Origin of the sequence: Arthrobacter sp. G.S.26, from assembly GCF_050847375.1 — a bacterium.
In the GTDB taxonomy this organism is placed as follows: Bacteria; Actinomycetota; Actinomycetes; order Actinomycetales; family Micrococcaceae; genus Arthrobacter.
In genome coordinates this window covers 88,381-108,299 of record NZ_CP193752.1, presented here as the reverse complement: position 1 = coordinate 108,299, position 19,919 = coordinate 88,381, and the positions used below count along the sequence as shown (strand labels likewise).

The window sequence follows — 19,919 nt, the reverse complement described above, 5'->3', positions numbered from 1 at the left end:
GGAGCGGGCACCTCCCCTGGTGTGTGGTGCGGGTCGCACCTAGGTGATCACAACGATCAGACCGGCTGGATTTTGATGGTGTTGGTGGTTCCGTTGAGCCCGGTCAGGGACAGGGCGGCTGTGGTCCCGTCGGTGGTGAGGGTTTGGGTGCGCTGCCCATCCACCAGGACCTGGTAGTTCCCGGCCGGGAGCCTGGTCAAGGAGATCGAGGGTGAGTAGCTGTTGGCGGTCGTGTTCTCCAGCGTCACCTCCACTGTCCGAAGGTCAGAGCTGATCGTGGCGGCGCGGTACTTTGCACCCTCAATGTCCATCGCGAACTTGTTTTTGTTGAACATGGTCAGCCGCTGGCGCACCCCGTCCTGGGGAGTGATCCGGGTTGTTCCGTTCACGACGGTGATGTCGCCGCCGTAGGCGTACGTCCCGAAGACTTTGTCATCGACGATGTTCACGGCAGCGGTTTTCAGGCCGCCCCAGAAGCCGAGCGCCGATTCGCCGGACCAGCCCCACCAGCCGTTGAGGTTGGGGATGTAGCTGTATTCGGTGGAGCCCTTTTCGCTTTGGTACTGCCAGGAAGCGGCACCGTAGTTGGCGGGGTCGGAGCTGATCTGGCCGGAGTTGATGTTTGCCCAGCCTGCGAGGTAGGCGCCGTAGGTCGAACGCATGGTCTCGTCGGCGTTGAAGCCGGTTGTTGCGGCGTCGTAGGACTTGAGGTAGTCCTGCTGCTGCCAGGCGCCGAGTTGGGTTTCGTATCCCAGGTTCCACCAGGATTCGCCCATGTGCCGGTTGTCTCCCCCGTAGTAGTACCACAGGGGCTGGGTTCCGCGTGATGACAGGGACGCGGCGGTGACTTTTCGGGCGAGCTGGGTATCACCAAACATTTTGGCCAAGGTGTAGTTGGCTTCGAAGGCGGTGGTGTCGATGCTCATTTCTGATGCGAATGGATATTTTTTTGCGGCGAAGATGTCGTACTTGTGGCGGAAGTGCTGTTGGAGGGAATCCGCTTCCGCGGTCTTGCCTTCTGCTTTAAGTGCATCGCGCACCGTCGGCAGTGACAGTTCGCCCATGGATGCCATGTCGCGGGATGCGTCGGGCAGGAACTTACGGCTGTCGTCGTGTTCGAAGTAGGCCCGCATGGTGTTGTAGGTGTAGTCGAGGTAGTCGGCAGCGCTGCGTGCGGTCAGTTCCGGGTGTTTTTTGGCGATTTTGTACATGGCGAAGTAGGTGTTCCAGACGTGAGGTGAGTTCATCACCCGCCAGGTGGCCAGCCCGTCGCCGACGTCGCCGCTGCCGTCTTCGCGTCCCGTGGCAGGCCTGTCTCCGTCGCCGCCGTCGTACCAGTGGTAAAGATTCCAGGTCCGCTTTCCGTCTTTGACCTGGTTTTGGAGGTAGCCAAGGAGGAAGTTGTCGATGTAGTAATCGAGGGATTTGATCTGCGCCCCGTTGGGGGTCAGGGCGTTCTTTTCCGCCAGGAAGGTGGCGGGGGAAAGTCCGACGTCATCGGAGCCGCCGGTCATCCACCGCAGGTCGAACTCGCTGATTCCGGATAATGCCACTGAGCCGAAGTTTTGGCGGGTGACCATCTGTTTGGTGCGCATGTCCCACTGAAGGTAAGCGCCATCGTAGCCGCGGGTTTTGTCCTTGGACTGTTGTTTGGTGGAGATGAAGTTCGCGTTGGCTTCGATCAGTTTCTCCACGGGTTCGATGGAGTAGTACTGCATCACGGATTTCTTGTTGTTGCCGTAGTTGACGGTGATGAAGTTTTCTCCCAGGGAGTTGAACTTCACGTCATAGATTTTGTAGCCGTTCCGTTCTCCGGCGGGTGTGACGGTGGCGTTGTTTCCGGCGGCAGTGACTCCCCCGCCGGGCGTCACGGAGTTGATGCCGGCCTTGGCCCGCACGGCAAGTTTGGCCGTTGTTCCCTGCGGGATGGTCATTCCAGGCAGTGAAACAGCGTCCACAACGCCGGCGTTGTAGAGCACATTGCGTATATCCTCGTAGGAGTTGGCCCACTGGAAGCTGAAGCCGTAGGTCCTGCTCTGGCCGGCGGCGATGGTTGCTGATGTTGCAGGCAGAAACTGGCCTGCTTTGCCGGCCGCCACCCGTTCCGGGGCTTTTGACTTTGAGTGGATGTAGTACTCGACAAGTCCTTCCCATGACGGGTCCTTTTCGGCGAAGGGACCCTCGCCGGGGCGGGCCTTGTCTTTGAACTCGAGTGAAGTGTTCGCATCCGGGACCATCACCAGGTAGGGGCCTTCACCGTTGGGCCGCTGCCAGTACATGTAGGAGCCGTCACCGGCAACGTAGGAGTGCCGTGCGACGTTCTGCTCGTAGATCCCTGTCTGGTTTCCCCCGTCCCACCATGAATTCATCAGCAGGGGAATACCGAGGTCCTGGACCTCCATAGATTTGGTGGAGGTGTTGTCCAGGGTGATGGACCAATCCATGACCTGGCCTGCGGTGCCGCTCAGTGCGTATTTCTCGGTGAGCCCAAAGCCGCGGATACCGTTGGGATTTGCTGCGGTGCCTTTGTAATCAACCTTAACGGCGTTTCCTTCCCGGGTGACCGACCGGATGTCATCGGACAGGCCTGTCGTCCGGTTGACGTTATCGACCTTCATCACCACATCGCCGGTCCAGCGGGAATCATTGACATCGAACGGAGGGTGCAGGGACGGGTTCATGACGTAGTTCGTGCACGAGGGAGTGTCTTTGGCGTTGCTGAGCTGGAAGAGTCCCCCGGTCCCCCGGTCGACGGCGACATTGAAACTGTCGCTGCTAAGGACCTCCTGCCCGCGGCCGGGGGCCTGTGGCACGTCGCCGGTCACGGCAAACTCGCTGACTGCAACCGCAGCGTTGCTGGTGCCGTTGGAGGCGGCATCAAAAACCGCACGAAGTTTGGCAGTCAGGACAGGTCCTGCAAACGTGACAGTATTGGGGGCATTTTTTACCCTCGGGTAGGCGGCACCGTCTTTAAGCGCAATGTCCCGCCAAGCCGCACCATCCCAGGACTGCAGCTTCCACGACTTTGGTGCCAGTACCCCGTCGCCGCCGACATCTGCATCAGTTTCGGACCAGAACGAAACTGTCGCTCCGGTGAGTGTGCCCTGACCGGACCAGTCGTACTGCAGCCACTGCTGCGCCGGCCTGTTCGCACCTGAATAGGTGCCCCAGATCTGGTTCTGGGAACCACCGCGATGCAGGACCACGCCATCTTTGACTGCGGCAAGGTTGTTCCACGCCGCCGTGTAAGAGGCGGAAACCGTTGCCCGCTGCGCAGGGCTGTCAGACATCGGCCGTTCACAGAACCCGGGTTCAGCCACCGAGGCAATGACCGATGGACTGCCGCCCAGGGCAATAGCCGGGGCGGCGATTCCGAGGACGAGGACAGAGGCAATCCCTAGACTTAAACTCGTTGTTTTCATATTCCAGCGCGTACTTCCTTGTCGCGAACCACGCCACGCCCCGCAGACCGGGCGCGCAGCCTCATACCCCCCGGACTTTATGTGGCCCAAAGAATTAAGTAAAGGTTTTCGGAAGTTTTCGGAAGTAATGAAGGGAGCGTACTAGAACTACCGCATGCGGCTGTTGGTGGCTCCTGGATAAGGTATCGGGCGATGCTGTGGGGTAGGAAAAGATGCGAAACGCTCTTTCCTGGCTGTTGAGTGCTGCTGGCGGAGGGGGCGCCGGCGCCTCCGGGCGGGCTTCAGTGGGTGGGCGTCGTCGTCTGCCGGTTGACGAGGCGGGTGGCGATGACGTGAACGCCGGGCTCGGGCTTGCCGTCAATGGCGGCAAACAGCAGTTGCGCTGCGCGGCGGCCTACGAGTTCAAGATTCATGTCGATGGTTGTCAGGGGCGGCCGTGCCTGGCTCGCGAACTGTTCCCAGTTATCGTGGCCGATGACGGCGATATCATCGGGCACTATCCGGCCCGCTTCACGCAGTACGTCCAGGACGCCGCGGGCGATTTCATCGCTTGCGCAAACGATGGCGTCCAGGTCCGGGTGCCGTTCAAGGAGCAGCCGGGCGGCACCCCGGCCCCAGGTTTCATTCCAGGCTCCGTACAGCGGTGCCCCGTCAACGAGGGTAAGCCCGCGTTCGGCCAGTGCTTCCGTTGCCCCGGCGACCCGCTCCCGGGCCGCCATGTACTCAATGTCGCCGGAAACGTAGGCGATCCGCGTGCGGCCGCAGTTGAGGATATGTTCAACCGCCTGGCGGCCTGCGGCAACGTTGTCGCTGATGACGGACATGTCATTGTTGTCTTCTGACGGTGAGTAGGCGTACACCACAGGAACGCCCAATGCCTGGCCCAAGGATTTTCTGGGATTGGTGGTGTCCCCTACGACGATCAGCCCGTCCACCCTGCGGCCCAGGAGAGCGCGGAGGTGGTGCTGTTCCCGGATCGCATCCCCCCGTGCATCACACAGGAAAACAGACATGCTGTCAGAACCGAACGCATCTTCGGCTCCCACCATAACTGGAATGGAGAACCGGCCAACCATGTCGCTGGTCAGCAACCCGACAGTACCTGACCGCCCCGAGAGGAGATTCTGGGCAAGGACGTTGGGGAAAAAGTTGAGTTTTTCCGCCGCCCGCTGCACCTTCTGCCGGGTTTCGGACCGTACGTGCTCCCGCCCGTTGAGGGCTTTGGAAACCGTAGCAATGGATACCCCTGCCAGTGCCGCCACATCCCGAAGCGTTGGAGGGCGAACGAGATCGGTAGCGTCCTGATTATCAAGCACGTTCGTCATTCGTTTCCCACCAGTTTTCCGTAAAGCTCAAGTGATAGACCCTTGACCTGACTTTACACGGGCCCTACTCTATAAAAAGGTTTTCGGAAGTTTTCTGTTTTGTGCTTTTTGACGCATGTTTTCCGAAACCATCCCGTTCATTCCGTTTGCATCACCGACCTCGATCGCGGGTCGTACAAGCAGCAGATCCCGACCCGCAGGGGTTCGGTGAACCGCTCAAGGAAGAGTAAAGAGATGACTATGTTCGATTTCATCCGTGGAGGGAAGCCCACTGTCAGCCGGCGGGCCGTAACCGGCGCTGCCGGTGCGGTCATTGCGGCCCTGACGTTGGGGGCGTGCGCGGCCGGAACTCCGGCAAGCCAGTCCAGCAGCCCCGCAGAACTGACCATGTGGACCCGTGCAGCCACGAAAGTCCAGAGCCAGGCCTTCGTGGACGCCTACAACAAAGACCACCCGACGAAGATTAAGCTCACCATTATTCCCACGGATGACTACCAGGCGAAGATCGGTGCGGCTGCAGGATCCAAGAGCCTGCCTGACCTCTTCGCCTCCGACGTGGTTTTCGTCCCCAACTACACCTCCCAGGGCCTGTACACGGACATTACCGACCGGATTGACGGTCTGGACTTTGCCGGGGACCTGGCCCAGTCACACATCAAGACCGGAACGCTTGAGGGCAAAAAGTACGTCGTTCCCCACACTATGGACTTGTCCGTGCTCTTCTATAACAAAGACCTCTACGCCAAAGCCGGTCTGAACCCGGACAAGGGCCCCACCACGCTGGCTGAATTTGATGAGCAGGCACGGGCTGTCAACAAGCTCGGCGGCGGGGTCAGCGGCACATACTTCGGCGGTAACTGCGGTGGTTGCATGGTCTTCACCGGTTTCCCCTGGATCTGGGGCGCGGGCCAAAGCGTACTGAACGAGGACGGGACATCCGCCAACCTCGCATCCAGCGAAGCCAAAGAGCTCTACAAGACCTACCGTGGCCTGGCTGCCGACGGCATCGCAGGCGCCGGAACTGCGGACGAAACCGGCGCGACCTGGACCAAGCCGTTTGCCGACGGGAAGGTCGGGGTCATGCCGATGCCCTCCACCACCCTGGGGTCCATGCCCGCTTCAACAGGAGTCGCGGCCATCCCGGGCATTAAGGGCGGGGAATCAACGTTCGTGGGCGGCGACGCCATTGGAATTTCCGCAAACAGCAAGAACGCGGATGCTGCCTGGGAATTCCTGAAATGGACACTTGGCGATGAAGCCCAGGTCGAGGTACTGGCCAAAAACAACGACGTAGTGGCCCGGACAGACCTGGCCTCGAACAAGTACTCAGACGCCGATCCGCGCGTTGTGGCCATCAACAAGGTCGCGGCCAAGGGCGAAACCCCCTACTCGCTGAAGTTCGGCGCTGCTTTCAATGACCCCAATGGTCCTTGGCTCAGCCTGTTCCGGGGTGCCGTGTTCGGCGACGGAAATTCTGTTGACAAAGACAACGAGGCAGTCAACGCCGTACTCGGCGACTGATTCCCTCCTGATACCCGCGTGCGGGCAGCCTGACCGGCTGCCCGCACGCGTCACCAAAAGCCCACCGCTGCCCTAGAGCCCAGAGCCGGCCGGCAGTCCGAGGAGAACAACGATGTCCATCCATAACCAGATTGAACCAAAGGTGACAGCTCCGGGCCCTGACCGCGCCCCTGCAACCCCACGCCGCCGCTTATCCAAATCCACCAAACGGGCACTCGTCGGCTGGGGTTATGCCGCACCGACCGCAATCTTCGTCATCCTGCTCTTCCTCGTACCGCTCTTTACCGTGGGGCAGATGTCCCTCAGTGATTGGAGCCTGCTCGGCGGCAACCGCGGCATCAACGCTCCCGAGAACTACACCGGCCTGGCGGACAACCCGCTGCTGTGGCCGAGCATCCTTTTCACCCTCCAGTACACCGCGATCGTCACCGTAATCATGCTGGCGCTTGCCCTGGGAATCGCCCTGATAGTGCAGGAAGTAACCCGCTGGAACAAATTCCTGCGAACCTCCGTGCTGGTACCAAGCGCACTGGGCCTGGCATCAGCTGCACTCCTCTTCTGGGGCCTCTACAGCCCAAACATCGGTCCCATCAATCCCATCCTGCAGTCCCTGGGACTGATTGATGAGCCCCTCTCCTTCCTCGGAACCCCCGAGGCTGCCCTCTGGTCAACCGTATTCCTGATCATCTGGCGCTTCACAGGCTTCTACATGGTCATCCTGATGGTCGGCCTGCAGGGAATATCCGGTGACATCTACGAAGCTGCCCGGATCGACGGCGCCGGACGTTGGACCATCTTCAGGACCATCACCGTACCCCTGCTCAAACCTTCCATTGCGATGTGCCTGATCCTGTGCATCACCGGCTCACTCCTGGCCTTCGATCAGTTCTTCATCCTGACCAAAGGCGGTCCGGACAACTCGACAATCACCGTCGTTCAGCTGATTTACCGCGAGGCATTCCAGCGCTTTGATCTGGGTTCCGCTGCGGCGCTGTCCGTCGTTGTCCTGGCAGCCCTGGTGATCATCAACTTCATTCAGTTCCGCGCCCTGCGCGAGAAGGAGTAAGACCAATGAACGGGCTCCGCAGCCTCTCGAGAACGCCCTACTACGTCCTCACCGGCGGCCTGGCGATCATCTTCCTCTCCCCGCTGATCTGGGCAGGCATGGCCTCCGTATCCGGTCAACCCGGAACTGCCCAGCCGGAAGGATTCGGATTCGGAAACTTCCAACGCCTCCTGGAGTACGGTCCAGGCCTTGGCCAACTAATCCTGAACAGCGTCATAGTCTCCGGCCTCACCGTCATCCTTACCCTGTCCCTGGCGCTGCTGGCCGGATACTCCTTTGCCCGCTTCAGCTTTCCAGGAAAGAACATCCTGTTCCTGGTGATCCTGGCAATCCTCATGGTCCCCTACGCCAGCCTGCTGGTACCGCTCTACGTCCTGCTCGGGAACATTGGGCTAACCGATTCACTCGTGGGCCTGTCACTTGTCCTGACCATGTACCAGCTGCCCTTCGCAATCTTTATGATGCGTGTCTCGTTCGAGGCAATCCCTGCGGAGCTGGAGGAATCAGCACAGGTGGATGGTTGCAACTCCTTCACGGCACTGTTGCGGATCCTGCTTCCCAGCGTGGTCCCCGGCCTGGTCACCGTTGGTCTCTTCACGTTCCTCGCAGCCTGGAATGACTTCATCGCCCCCTTGATCCTCATCAACAATTCAGATCTGGCACCCCTGCCCCTCGCAGTAGCCAATCTGCGCCAACAGGCCATGGGAGTCGTTGACTACGGCGTAACCGAAGCAGGCGTCGTCGTCCTTGCCCTGCCCTGCATAGCCCTGTTCCTTTTCCTCCAGCGCTACTACATCACAGGCTTCATGTCAGGAGCACTGAAGGGATGACTTTGGAAACCAACACCAACCCCAAACCGCGCCAGGAACCACCATTGGACAACACCGTGCTAGATACCACCCTCACCAGATACGACCCCCGTCCCGTCTGCCCTGCAACGACCTTGCTGTACCCGCTGGGACTCAGCGAAACACGCCTCCGGTCCACCGGCTTCTGGGGGGAACGCTCGCGAATAAACGCCACCAATACCCTTGATCACTGCCTAGGGTGGCTCGAGCGTTCCGGATGGTTGCCCAACTTTGACCGCGCCGCCGCCGGCACCCTGCCCGCGGGACGTCAAGGCCGGGAATTCGCTGACTCCGAAATCTACAAACTTCTCGAAGCTTACTGCTGGGAAAGCGCAACCCATCCCAGCAACAACCTTGAACGCACCATCACAGCCATCACTGGCCGGCTCGCCGCTGCACAGGAGGAAGACGGCTACCTCAATACCAATTTCGGCCGGCCAGGCCAGAGCTCCCGCTACTCGGACCTTGAATGGGGCCATGAGCTCTACAACTACGGCCACCTTCTCCAGGCAGCTGTCGCCCGGCTCAGGACCCACGGGGAGGACGAGCTGGTCGGCATCGCGCGGCGTGTAGCTGACCACATCTGTCACACTTTTGGTCCGGAGGGAATCCAGTCAGTGTGCGGGCATCCCGAAATTGAACTCGGGCTCATGGAATTCTCGCGGGCCACCGGAGAGGAACGTTATCGCGATCAGGCCCGGCTTTTCATCGACAGGCGCGGGCACGGCGTGCTCGACGATATCGAATGGGGTCGGTCCTACTACCAGGACGACATGCCGGTTCGGGAATCAACAGTTCTGCGCGGGCACGCCGTACGCGCACTTTATCTGGCCGCGGCTGTCGTCGATCTTGCCGTTGACACAGCCGACCAGGAACTGTTGTCAATCATCGAGACGCAATGGGAAAATACCGTCGCTAAACGGACGTACATCACCGGCGGAATGGGCTCCCACCACCAGGACGAGGCCTTCGGTGATGACTACGTTCTGCCAAGCGACAGGGCCTACTGCGAAAGCTGCGCAGGCGTCGCCTCGGTCATGCTCAGCTGGCGTTTGCTCTTAGCCACCGGCAACGCCCGATACGCAGACCTGATCGAACGCACCCTGTTCAACATCGTGGCCACTGCGACCGCGGAAGACGGCAAAACGTTCTTCTATTCCAATACCCTCCACCGACGGAATCCGGGCACGACAACCGGCCCCGAGGAACAAAGCAAGCGGGCAGACTCCAGCCAACGGGCTGCTTGGTTCGATGTGGCATGCTGCCCCAACAATATTGCCCGGACCCTGGCATCACTGGGAACCTACCTGGCCACCAGCGACGAAGAAGGGATCCAGATCCACCAATTTGCAAACACCGACATCGCCACGGACCTGCCCGGAGAACGCCGTATTCGGCTAAGCGTCAACACCCAATACCCCCACGACGGAAATATCGCCGTGACCGTCGACGAAACACCAACCGGACCCTGGACCCTGTCCATCCGGGTCCCCGGATGGGCTGAAAACGCCACGATCGACATCAATGGCAAACAACAGCCCGCGGCACCCGGATACAACAAAATCACCCGCACGTTCGCCTCCGGTGACCTTATCCATCTCCGGCTCCCGATGACCCCCCGCATGTCTGCCGGCGATGACAGAATCGACGCCATTAAAGGGTCCGTGGCCATCGAGTGCGGCCCGCGGGTGTACTGCCTTGAATCAGCTGACCTGCCACTGGGACGGCACGTGGACGACTTCATCATTGACCCTCACACAGCCTTGGACCTCGACGGTGAACGCATCAACATCCAAGGCTGGCTGGAAAAATCAAACCCCGCCCCCTGGCCGTTCCACCCGGCAGGTCAGCCCTCCCAACGCACCGTGGAACCGGTCGCCACCTCACTGGTCCCCTACCACCACTGGGGCAACAACGGCCCCGTCACAATGCGGGTGTGGCTCAAGGCCCCCATCAACTGAGCACCCAAGACCTGTGGCCGGGCGATCCTTTCCCTCTCGCCCGGCCACAACCACCTTGTCCCAACCAACCGGGACAGCGTCATTCCTCCACGAGTCAGGTAGGACCACTGACGCTGGAAACGGGCATCGATGTCATCCCAACCCGTTCCTGTCAGCAAACAATCGCTAGAGAAAACCTGGAGAACTGCCATGAACACCTTGGAGGTCATCACCGTTCGCGCCGACAACCGCGAAGACCTTAACCATCAACTCAGCCGCGGTGAAAAGCTCCTGCAAACCGCCGCTGCCGCCTCCAGAAGCCAGGGAATCCTCATCACCCGCCACGGCCCTCACCACTACACCATTCGCTTGAGCGAAAACGTCCCATTCGGACTCACCCGAACCTGCCATGACTAAGGCCCTGCCGACCAACCAGCTCCCGCACCACTCACCGGCGAGAAGACCAGATATTGGCAACTGGCGCACGCTGATTGGTTCCCTGATCGAGATCTGGGCCGACAACACGTTCCTTCGGACCGCCACGGTGGAAACAGCGACAGCGGACGGATTGATGATGTGGCTCAGATTCGATGGACCACATTTACGCCAGATTATCGACCGCGACGACCACTACGAAGTCCGGCTCCCCCATCAACCGGCGCACCCTCTGCCAGCGCAGGATGCGGTAGCGACGACTAACCCGAAGCAGCCCGGAATCAGCTCTGCCTGACGCGATACCCGACACCAGAGAAACCCTGTGTGATCCTCAACCAGGTAACCGACGGACGTCCGGGAACCACCCATGCGGCGCTTTCCTGGGCTCAAGGTGTTCCGGATCGCGGTGCTTGTGCATGTCGCATCTAAAGAACGGTCCGCGTGGGTCAAGGAGGACGTTCATATGGTGGTCTGCGTGGTCTTTGAACCAGACGCTGATGCCGGTTGCGCCGTCGAGTCTGAGGTGTTCCCAGGCCCGCCACAGCGCTTCCACGCGGGAGACGGCTTCGGGGTGGAAGTACCATTCGGTGCACCATTTGAAGGAGCGGCCGTCGACGTCGCGGACGTAGGTGGGGAGCAGCTGTTCGTGGAGGAATTTTTCGGCTGAGCCGTAGACCAGTTCAGGCGGTTTATCTTCACCCTGCTTTTCCACCGGGGCAGGAAGCGCAGGAGCTGCAGCGGTGGCTTCACCGAAGAGGCCAATGTCAGTGGTCATAACGTCGCTTCCCTACTTCGTAACCCAGGGATTGGGTGCCGGCTCACTGTGGACAGCGACGGCTGGTTCTTCGGGTCGGGGGCTGTATTTCGTGATGGATGCCTGCACGGCGTCTTTGTGGTTTCCGGTGTACCAGGGCATGGTGCGGACGAGGGTGGCGGGGGCGCCGGAGGCGAGGACGACGGCGCGGCCGCGGTCGAGTTCGGCGAGGTTGGAGACGTCGAAAATCCGTTCCTTGCCTTCCTGGCGGGAGCGGGAGGACCCGGACTTGCCGGAGGAGACGGAGACGTTGGTGTAGCTGTAGTCCCCGACAAGGTCCGAGAGGGCGCGGAGGAAGCCTTCTTCGGCCACTCCCCCGCCGTAGACCTTCACGTTCGCGGCGGACCAGATTTTCCGCATGTTCGCTTCACCCCACAGTTCGACGCCTTGGGACCAGGACTGCAGGATACCCATCACGATCAGGCCCTTAGAGCCGTAGTGGCTGAACTGGTCCGGCAGGCCAGCCCAGCGAACCACGTTCGCCAACTCGTCCAGGGCGAACAGGGCGGGCTTGGGAAGCCGGCCGCCGCTGCGTTCGGCCCGTTCTTCCATCGCTTCGGCGATGGCGACGGTCAGGGCGGTGGTCAGTGGTGCTGCGGAGCCGGCGCCTTCCTTGGAGAGGATGTAGATCGTTTCCTGGGAGGCGGCGAACTCGTGCGGGTTGAACTGACGGCGGGCATCGGTGCCCACCGTCGCCCCTCCCGTGGGTGCGACCCAGCGCAACGTGTTGCGGGACTTAAGGCACTGGATCATTTTCTCGGCCGTGCCGAAGATACCGTCCCGCTGCTTATCAGCCAGCTTCAGCGTTGACTCCAGGCCCTTGTACTGCAGCTCATAGTCATGCTCCCGGAGGATCTCGATGGGTTCCTGGCTGACCTGTTCCGTCACCCACAGATAGACCTGGGTGATGGGCAGCTCTCCGAGCGCGGCGGCGAGGAAGTAGGAGGAGAGGATGTCTTCGGCTTTCGGGTCGAAGTACGCGTCCGGTTTGGAGCCGGGGGTCCGGGATCCGGTGGAGAAGTGCTGGGTGAGTTTGTAGGCTTTCTCTTCGTCGGTGACGTAGGAGAGCGGGTTCCACCACCAGTGGGGTTCTTCCTGGGCGATTTTCTGCGGGTCGAACACCCACACCGGGGCGATGGTTTCCCGGACGCCGCGGGTGCCGTCCACGACGTCGCGCTTGTTCGAGGTCGAGACCACCGCACCTGGTGCGTCCAGGGTTGCCGGCATCACCCTCGAGGTGGACTTACCGGTCCTGGGTCCCCAGATGTCCAGGGACAGGTCTTCCCAGGACTGGATGAACTTCTGCCCGGTGGCCACGACCCGGCCCACGACAATGCCCGGCGTGCCGGTAACACCGAGGCGGTCAGCGGTCGCCTGGGCGCCCTTTTCCGAGAACGCGGCAAGCGCTTTACCCTTACCCAGGTAGCGGGCGGCTTTATCGACCCGGGCGCGCCGGGACGCGCCCTTCCGCCAGGCCAGCAGCACCACGACAGCCAGGGCGAGGATCAGCCCGGCCATGACGGCTGCGACAACGGTGGCCTGGACAGGCCAGGCCACTTTGCCCTTGATCAGTCCCGCGACCAAGTCCACCGGGTGCGCCGGCGGAGCCTCCGCACCGGCCAGCCAGCACCCCAGGTGCAGGGAAGCGTAAGTCCCGCCGCCGAAGACGACGATCGCACCGACGGCCAGCCAGACGAGGATCGCGTCCCCAAGGCCCATGCCTTTCCGGTTCGGTGCGCTCATGAGATGCCTCCTTGGGTGGGTACTGCCGACGGAACCGGATCAAGAACAGGTTCGGGTGGCTGGTGCCATTTGCCGTCGGTGTCGTTCACACCGTCCGGTCCCTTTTCCAGGGAGGTCAGTCCGACCTGGACGGGGATCCCGGGACGGCCGCCGAACTTGATAAGGAACTTTCCCCGGCCAGGGGGCTCGACGTCGACGCCGCGGGAGTCCCACGCGGGCGGGTCCTGCCAGGAGATGAGCTTCTGCTGCTCCTGCCGGGACAAGGGTATGGCGGAGGTCAGCAGCGGCATTTCCGAGGCGGGAAGTCTGCCGCAGATGACCATGCCGGAGCGTTCAACGAAGCCGCGGGCTTTCATCCGGTCCTCTTCGGCCTGGAGCGCGAGCAGGTCGGACATGGTGTGGGAGATCATGATCTGCCCGACACCGACCGAACGGTTGAGCCGGGTGAGGGCGTCCACCCGGTCCACCATGCCTTTACCGGCCCGCAGTGCCCGCCAGAGTTCATCCAGGACGACGAAGTAGTTCCTGCGCGGTTCCAGGGCGGCGTCAGCCAGGGCATTGGCGACGTTGACGGTACCGGAGCCGTAGGACCAGCACGCGAGCAGCACCGCGGCCTGCAGGTCCGTTTCGGTCTCATCGATGTTGGAGACGTCGAAGACGACGGCGCGGTCCCGTTTCATGGATTCGGTGGTGTGGCGGGAGAAGATTTCCCCGAGCTTCCCACCCCCGGTGAGACCCAGGAGGGTGGCTTCGAGTGCCCGGGTTTCCTGCTGGTAGATGGCCAGGTCGCCGCGGTCGAGGGCGACCTGGCGGAGTTCGTCCGGGGCGGAGACGATCACCTCCAGGAGGTCTTTGAGGACGGGGACGCCGGTGAAGCGGCACCGATCGTGTCATTACCACGGGATTGGCGTGGAGCAGAATGCCGGTCGCCCCGATCCGGGCTGCTCCTGTGCCGCTTCCCGCGAACAGTGCGGCCGCACTCCGGCCCGGCCGGGAGCGTACCCGCGCATTCCGCTGATGCCACGGTTCCAACCCACGCGGTTCAAGACGGCTTTGAAGAGGCGAACACCCGCCGGCCGGTAGAACCTGGCCCCACCCTGGCCGACCCGGCACCGCCGCGCCCGCCAATTTGTCCGGGCCCAACCGCTGGACTCCCGGCTCTGGACAACCCCTGCCGCCCGTAGCACCATCGAAAGGTGAGCACAGCACCCAGCCCCTACCTGCGTGAACTTGCCCTGCTCCGCCGCGTCAAGGACAGGATCGACAGGGAGTACGCCCAGCCGCTGGATGTGGAGTCGCTGGCCCGCGGAATCCACGTCTCGGCCGGCCATCTGAGCCGCCGCTTCAAACTGGCCTACGGCGAATCGCCCTACAGCTACCTCATGACCCGGCGCATTGAGCGGGCCATGGCGCTGCTGACGCGCGGTGACCTCAGCGTCACCGAGGTGTGCTTCGCCGTCGGCTGCTCCTCCCTGGGCACGTTCAGCACCCGGTTCAGCGAACTCGTGGGGATGCCGCCCAGCGCCTACAAAGCGGAGGCAGCAGGCACGACGGCGGGACTTCCGTCGTGCGTATCGAAACAGGTCACCAGACCGGTCAGGAATCGAGAAGCGCCCGCCCCGGAGCCGCAGTTAGCATGACTGGCATGGACATCACCATCAGCTCAAGTTTCCTCCCCCACACCGATCCTGACGCCTCGCTGGCGTTCTACCGCGACTGCCTGGGCTTCGAGATCCGCAACGACGTCGGCTACGGCGGAATGCGCTGGATAACGGTGGGCCCCGCGGGCCAGCCCGCCGTCTCAATCGTCCTTTACCCACCGGCGGCCGGCCCCGGCATCACCGAAGTCGAGCACCGCACCATCGCCGAGATGATGGCTAAGGGCACCTATGCCACCGTCATCCTGTCCGCACCGGACGTGGATGCGGCCTTCGCCGCCGTGGAGGCGACCGGTGCCGACGTCGTCCAGGAACCCATCGACCAGCCCTACGGCATCCGTGACTGCGCCTTCCGGGACCCCGCCGGCAACACCGTCCGTATCAACCAGCACCCCTGACCTGACAGTATTGGATCCAGCGGCGCCGGGAACAAAAGCCGCAACGGCTTTGCCCCGGAAATCGACGGCCCACAGATGGAGACGCAATGAGCACGGACACCACAACCGCCGCCGGCCAGGGCCGCCGCAACGACGGACTGCATGTCGCTGACAGCCACGACCTGATCACCGTGCAGGGCGCCCGGGAGAACAACCTTAAGGACGTCAGCGTCGAACTGCCCAAACGGCGGCTCACCGTGTTCACGGGCGTGTCCGGTTCCGGCAAAAGCTCATTGGTGTTCGCCACCATCGCCGCCGAATCGCAACGGATGATCAACGAGACGTACAGCGCCTTTGTGCAGGGGTTCATGCCCAGCCTGGCCCGCCCCGAGGTGGACCGGCTGGAGGGCCTGACCACCGCGATCATCGTGGACCAGGAGCGGATGGGCGCCAACCCGCGCTCCACCGTGGGCACCGCCACGGACGCCAACGCCATGCTGCGGATCCTGTTCAGCAGGCTGGGGAAACCCTATGTTGGGCCGCCCACCGCGTTCTCCTTCAACGTGCCCACCCGCAAGGCCAGCGGCGTGATGAGCACCGAGAAGGGCGGCCGCGTCGAAAAGAACGTGGTCCGCGAGGTCACGTACCTGGGCGGCATGTGCCCCCGCTGCGAGGGCATGGGCAACGTCAGCGATATCGACCGGACCGCGCTGTACGACGACACCAAAACGCTGGCGGAGGGTGCGCTCACGGTCCCCGGCTACTCGATGGACGGCTGGTACGGCAGGCTGTTCGAAGGTGTGGGCCTGCCCATGGACAAACCGGTGGCCAGCTTCACCCCGAAACAGCTGGACACGATGCTTTACGCCGAACCCACCAAGATCAAGGTGGAGGGCGTCAACCTCACGTTCGAGGGCATCATCCCCAGGATCCAGAAGTCCATGCTGTCCAAGGACGTGGAGGCCATGCAGCCGCACATCCGGCGCTTTGTGGAGCGGGCCGTCACGTTCGCGTCCTGCCCTGACTGCGGCGGCACCCGGCTGGCGCCGGAAGCCCTCAGTGCCAGGATCAACGGCAAGAACATCGCCGAGCTGTGCAGCATGCAGATCAGCGACCTGGCCCAGTGGATCCGGGAACTCAAGGAGCCGTCGGTGAAACCCCTGCTCGCCGGGCTGCAGCACCTGCTGGATTCCTTCGCCGAAATCGGCCTGGGCTACCTTTCGCTGGACCGCCCGGCCGGCACCCTCTCCGGCGGCGAGGCCCAGCGCACCAAGATGATCCGGCACCTCGGCTCGTCCCTGACCGACGTCACGTACGTGTTTGATGAGCCCACCATCGGCCTGCACCCGCACGACATCGAACGCATGAACAACCTTCTGCTGCAGCTCCGCGACAAGGGAAACACCGTCCTGGTGGTGGAGCACAAGCCGGAAATCATCGCGATTGCGGATCATGTGGTGGATCTCGGCCCGGCGGCTGGCTCCGGCGGCGGCGAAATCGTTTATGAAGGCGACGTGGCGGGGCTGCGGAAGAGCGACACCGTCACCGGCCGCCACCTGGATGACCGCACCACCCTGAAGGATTCCTTCCGCGAACGCGCCGGCGCGCTGGAAGTGCGCGGCGCCGCGAAGCACAACCTCCGCGACGTGGACGTGGACGTGCCCCTGGGGATGCTGTGCGTGGTCACCGGTGTGGCCGGGTCCGGCAAAAGCTCGCTGATCCACGGTTCGCTGGCCAACCGGGAAGGCATCATCACCATCGACCAGGGCGCCATCAAGGGCTCCCGCCGCAGCAACCCCGCCACGTACACCGGGCTGCTGGAGCCCATCCGCAAGGCCTTCGCGAAGGCCAACGGCGTGAAGCCGGCCTTGTTCAGTTCCAATTCCGAGGGCGCCTGCCCCACCTGCAATGGCGCCGGCGTGATCTTCACCGAGCTCGGTGTGATGGCCACGGTGGAGTCCACATGCGAGGACTGCGAGGGCCGGCGCTTCCAGGCCGCCGTCCTGGAGTACACGCTGGGCGGTAGCAACATCGCGGACGTGCTGGCGATGTCCGTGGACCAGGCGCTGACGTACTTCGCCGACGGCGAGGCCAAGACGCCCGCCGCGCATAAGGTCCTGGAGCGCCTCGCGGACGTTGGCCTGGGGTACATCACGCTGGGCCAGCCCCTCACCACCCTGTCCGGCGGCGAGCGCCAGCGGCTCAAGCTGGCAACCCAGATGGCCGAAAAGGGCGACGTTTACATCCTCGACGAGCCCACCACGGGCCTGCACCTGGCGGATGTCCAGCAGCTGCTGGGCCTGCTGGACCGGCTGGTCAAGGCTGGCAAGTCGGTGATTGTCATTGAGCACCACCAGGCGGTCATGGCGCACGCGGACTGGATCATCGACATTGGTCCGGGGGCAGGGCACGACGGCGGCAGGGTGGTTTTCGAGGGGACCCCGGCGGAGCTGGTGGCAGCCAAGTCCACGCTGACAGGCAAGCACCTCGCCGCGTACGTTGGTGCCTAGCGCCGCCGTACCGGCGGCGGCGCGCCGGGCGCGGACCGCCGTCGGAATCCTGTTTTTCACCAACGGGGCCCTGTTCGCCAACCTCCTGCCGCGCTACCCGGAGATCAAGGCGGACCTTGACCTAGGGAACGCCGCGTTTGGCGCTGCCGTTGCCGCGTTTCCGCTGGGTGCCCTGATTGTTGGGCTCAGCGCCGGCCACCTCATCCGCCGTTTCCGCTCCTCCCGGGTGGCCGTCGCCGGAACCCTGCTGACCGCCGTCGGGATCCTGGCGGCCGGCACCGCGTCCAGCTGGGCGGTGCTCGCCGCGGCGTTTTTCCTGGCCGGAGCCATGGATTCGCTGACCGACGTGGCGCAGAACTCGCACGGGCTCCGGGTGCAGCGGCTGTACGGCCGGTCCATCATCAATTCGTTCCACGCTGTCTGGTCCCTGGGTGCGGTCACGGGCGGCGTGGTGGGCGCGGCGGCGGCGGAAGCCGGGGTCCCGCTCCTGCTCCATTTGGCGGTCTCGGCAGTGGTGTTCGGGGCGGCGGCGCTGGCCGCGGCCCGCTGGCTCCTGGCAGGGCCGGAGCCGGATGGCGCTGAACGGACTGATAACGCCGGCAGGCCGCCGGCCACGGATCCCGTTCCAACGAAGGCGGGTGGGCCGCCCCGGATCCCAGGAGTCGCGGCCCGGTACGGGATCCTGCTGGCACTGGTGGCGATTGCCGCGTCCGGTGCCATCGTGGAGGATGCCGGCAGTTCGTGGCTGGCCATTTACCTGGCCGGCAGCCTGGGCGCGTCCGCGTTTATGGCGGGCCTGGGCTTCATCTCCCTGCAGGGCATGCAGTTTGTGGGCCGGCTCCTCGGTGACCGGATGGTGGACCGCTTCGGCCAGCGGGCCGTTGCCAGGGCCGGCGGTGTGCTGGTGCTGGTGGGTACCGGTGCCGCGCTGGCGTTCCCGAGCGTCCTGGGGACGGTGGCCGGTTTTGGCCTGGCCGGCTTTGGGGTGGCCACCCTCATTCCCGCCGCGATGCACGCAGCCGACGAACTTCCCGGGTTCAGGCCGGGCGCCGGGCTGACGATTGTGGGCTGGCTGCTGCGGGTGGGCTTCCTGGCCTCGCCGCCTGTGGTGGGGGCCATCGCCGATGCGTCGTCCCTGCGGGTTGGCCTCCTGTTTGTGCCCGCGGCCGGGTTGTTGGTGCTGGTGTTTGCCCGCGTCCTGGCCACCAGGGCAGCGCGGAACGAGCCGGGGAACGTTGAGGTGGCGGTGCCGGGCCGGTGAAGCCCGGTGTCCTAACTACTGCGTGACGCGCTGCAGGAACGTGACCGTGGCGGCGGAGATTTGGTCCCTGGCGGCGTCGGCACTGATGCCGGGTTCGCCGTCGCCCGGCTGCGGGCCGTAGCTGCCGAAGAAGGCGTGCACACCACCCTGGACCGCCACAAACTCCGAGTCTGCAGGCAGCAGTTCGCGGGATGCGTCGATCTTGTCCGGGGTGCTGAGCCCGTCGGCGGTGCCCGAGACGGACAGCACGGCCAGGTCCGGCTTGTCGCGCAGCGTGGCCAAAGGGTAGGAGGCGTAAAGCAGCAGGCCGCTGACGTCGGCGTTGTCCCCGGCGAAGGTGGACGCGCTGACGCCGCCCAGTGAGTGTCCGCCCACCGCCCAGGTGGTGATGTCCGGGTTGTCGGCGATGGCGGCGCGGGCCTGGTTGCCGTCCAGGAGGCTCAGCCCCAGGGGTTCCTTGAGGATCACCACCAGGAACCCGGCGTCCACCGCCGGCGCCAGGATCTCCTGGTAGGCTGCCGCATCCACGCGGGCTCCCGGATAAAAGACGAGTCCCGTGGTGGCGGGGACGCCGTCAGGTGCCATGGTGATCGCCGTCGGCGTTTCGGTGACGGTCAGGTCGGACATCGGCCCGGCCTCCGCGGCACTGCCCGGCTGGTAGGCGAACGGGTTAAGCCACGCCAAAGCGGCCACCAGCCCCAAGATGGCGATCCGACCGGCCCAGGCCCCGACGGACCGGAGCTTCCCGCGCTGCCGGGCCTTGCGCCGCCGTCGTAATTCCAGCACTCCCCAGGCAAGGCCCACGACGGCGGCAACCACCAGCAGCGCCGGCAGGAGCGGGTGCCCGCCCAGTACCGCCGGATTCCCGGTCAGCATCGCCACCGGGACCAGCACCAGCGCGGCGGCGCAGGCCAGCGACACCCAGTGCAGGACCGGGCGGCGCGTCGAGGGGGTTGTTGGCGCGTGCTGAAGAGAGCTCATGGGGAAGATCTTTCCATC

At 63.5% G+C, this 19,919-nt stretch carries 15 protein-coding genes and 1 pseudogene; 10 read left to right on the top strand and 6 right to left on the bottom strand.

What is annotated here, in order from left to right:
• Positions 1–56 precede the first annotated feature (56 nt).
• Together ACRB8A_RS00510 and ACRB8A_RS00505 are read right to left on the bottom strand one after the other, a co-directional pair.
• Complete coding sequence (locus ACRB8A_RS00510) at positions 57–3,290, bottom strand: DUF5695 domain-containing protein (RefSeq protein WP_432245377.1); 3,234 nt, start codon at positions 3,288–3,290, stop codon at positions 57–59.
• A 413-nt stretch (positions 3,291–3,703) separates the two neighbouring features.
• On the bottom strand, positions 3,704–4,684 hold the full coding sequence (locus tag ACRB8A_RS00505; protein ID WP_350224287.1) for a LacI family DNA-binding transcriptional regulator: 981 nt from the start codon (positions 4,682–4,684) through the stop codon (positions 3,704–3,706).
• A gap of 297 nt (positions 4,685–4,981) precedes the next feature.
• On the opposite strand from ACRB8A_RS00505, the gene ACRB8A_RS00500 reads away from it, so the two are divergent.
• The 6 genes from ACRB8A_RS00500 to ACRB8A_RS00475 all read left to right on the top strand — a co-directional run bounded on the left by ACRB8A_RS00500 (position 4,982) and on the right by ACRB8A_RS00475 (position 10,852).
• Positions 4,982–6,268: an ABC transporter substrate-binding protein gene (locus ACRB8A_RS00500; RefSeq protein WP_285241224.1), complete on the top strand. Its 1,287-nt coding sequence runs from the start codon at positions 4,982–4,984 to the stop codon at positions 6,266–6,268.
• Between the two features lie 112 nt (positions 6,269–6,380).
• Positions 6,381–7,334, top strand: a complete 954-nt coding sequence (locus tag ACRB8A_RS00495; protein ID WP_285241225.1) for a carbohydrate ABC transporter permease — start codon at positions 6,381–6,383, stop codon at positions 7,332–7,334.
• 5 nt (positions 7,335–7,339) lie between these two features.
• Positions 7,340–8,164 (top strand): carbohydrate ABC transporter permease, encoded by an 825-nt coding sequence (locus ACRB8A_RS00490; RefSeq protein WP_285241226.1) that lies wholly within the window; start codon positions 7,340–7,342, stop codon positions 8,162–8,164.
• On the top strand, positions 8,161–10,143 hold the full coding sequence (locus tag ACRB8A_RS00485) for a glycoside hydrolase family 127 protein (protein ID WP_285241227.1): 1,983 nt from the start codon (positions 8,161–8,163) through the stop codon (positions 10,141–10,143). The genes ACRB8A_RS00490 and ACRB8A_RS00485 overlap by 4 nt, the downstream gene beginning before the upstream one ends.
• 189 nt (positions 10,144–10,332) lie before the next feature.
• Positions 10,333–10,539 carry a hypothetical protein gene (locus ACRB8A_RS00480; protein WP_285241228.1) on the top strand — a complete coding sequence of 69 codons (207 nt, stop codon included), beginning with the start codon at positions 10,333–10,335 and terminating at the stop codon, positions 10,537–10,539.
• Positions 10,532–10,852 (top strand): hypothetical protein, encoded by a 321-nt coding sequence (locus ACRB8A_RS00475; protein WP_285241229.1) that lies wholly within the window; start codon positions 10,532–10,534, stop codon positions 10,850–10,852. The genes ACRB8A_RS00480 and ACRB8A_RS00475 overlap by 8 nt, the downstream gene beginning before the upstream one ends.
• 36 nt (positions 10,853–10,888) lie before the next feature.
• Here ACRB8A_RS00475 and ACRB8A_RS00470 read toward each other — a convergent pair whose 3' ends face one another.
• From ACRB8A_RS00470 to ACRB8A_RS00460, 3 genes and pseudogenes are all read right to left on the bottom strand, one after another.
• Positions 10,889–11,332 (bottom strand): DUF4913 domain-containing protein, encoded by a 444-nt coding sequence (locus ACRB8A_RS00470; RefSeq protein ID WP_285241230.1) that lies wholly within the window; start codon positions 11,330–11,332, stop codon positions 10,889–10,891.
• Positions 11,333–11,344: 12 nt separating this feature from the next.
• Complete coding sequence (locus ACRB8A_RS00465; RefSeq protein ID WP_285241231.1) at positions 11,345–13,114, bottom strand: type IV secretory system conjugative DNA transfer family protein; 1,770 nt, start codon at positions 13,112–13,114, stop codon at positions 11,345–11,347.
• Positions 13,111–13,992: pseudogene (locus tag ACRB8A_RS00460) on the bottom strand (ATP/GTP-binding protein); the annotation flags it as partial. The pseudogene ACRB8A_RS00460 and the gene ACRB8A_RS00465, both read right to left, overlap by 4 nt.
• A 318-nt stretch (positions 13,993–14,310) precedes the next feature.
• Here ACRB8A_RS00460 and ACRB8A_RS00455 point away from each other — a divergent pair.
• The 4 genes from ACRB8A_RS00455 (at position 14,311) to ACRB8A_RS00440 (ending at position 18,920) form a co-directional block, all read left to right on the top strand.
• Positions 14,311–14,754, top strand: a complete 444-nt coding sequence (locus ACRB8A_RS00455) for a helix-turn-helix transcriptional regulator (RefSeq protein ID WP_056599573.1) — start codon at positions 14,311–14,313, stop codon at positions 14,752–14,754.
• A complete protein-coding gene (locus ACRB8A_RS00450) occupies positions 14,751–15,170 on the top strand; it encodes a VOC family protein (protein WP_050686848.1) in 420 nt (139 codons plus the stop codon). The genes ACRB8A_RS00455 and ACRB8A_RS00450 overlap by 4 nt, the downstream gene beginning before the upstream one ends.
• Positions 15,171–15,256: 86 nt before the next feature.
• Positions 15,257–17,659: an ATP-binding cassette domain-containing protein gene (locus ACRB8A_RS00445; protein ID WP_432245376.1), complete on the top strand. Its 2,403-nt coding sequence runs from the start codon at positions 15,257–15,259 to the stop codon at positions 17,657–17,659.
• A complete protein-coding gene (locus ACRB8A_RS00440; RefSeq protein ID WP_285241233.1) occupies positions 17,652–18,920 on the top strand; it encodes an MFS transporter in 1,269 nt (422 codons plus the stop codon). Before ACRB8A_RS00445 ends, ACRB8A_RS00440 begins: the two co-directional genes overlap by 8 nt.
• Positions 18,921–18,935: 15 nt before the next feature.
• Here ACRB8A_RS00440 and ACRB8A_RS00435 read toward each other — a convergent pair whose 3' ends face one another.
• Positions 18,936–19,901, bottom strand: coding sequence for an alpha/beta hydrolase (locus tag ACRB8A_RS00435; protein WP_285241234.1), 966 nt, complete (start codon positions 19,899–19,901; stop codon positions 18,936–18,938).
• Positions 19,902–19,919: the final 18 nt, after the last annotated feature.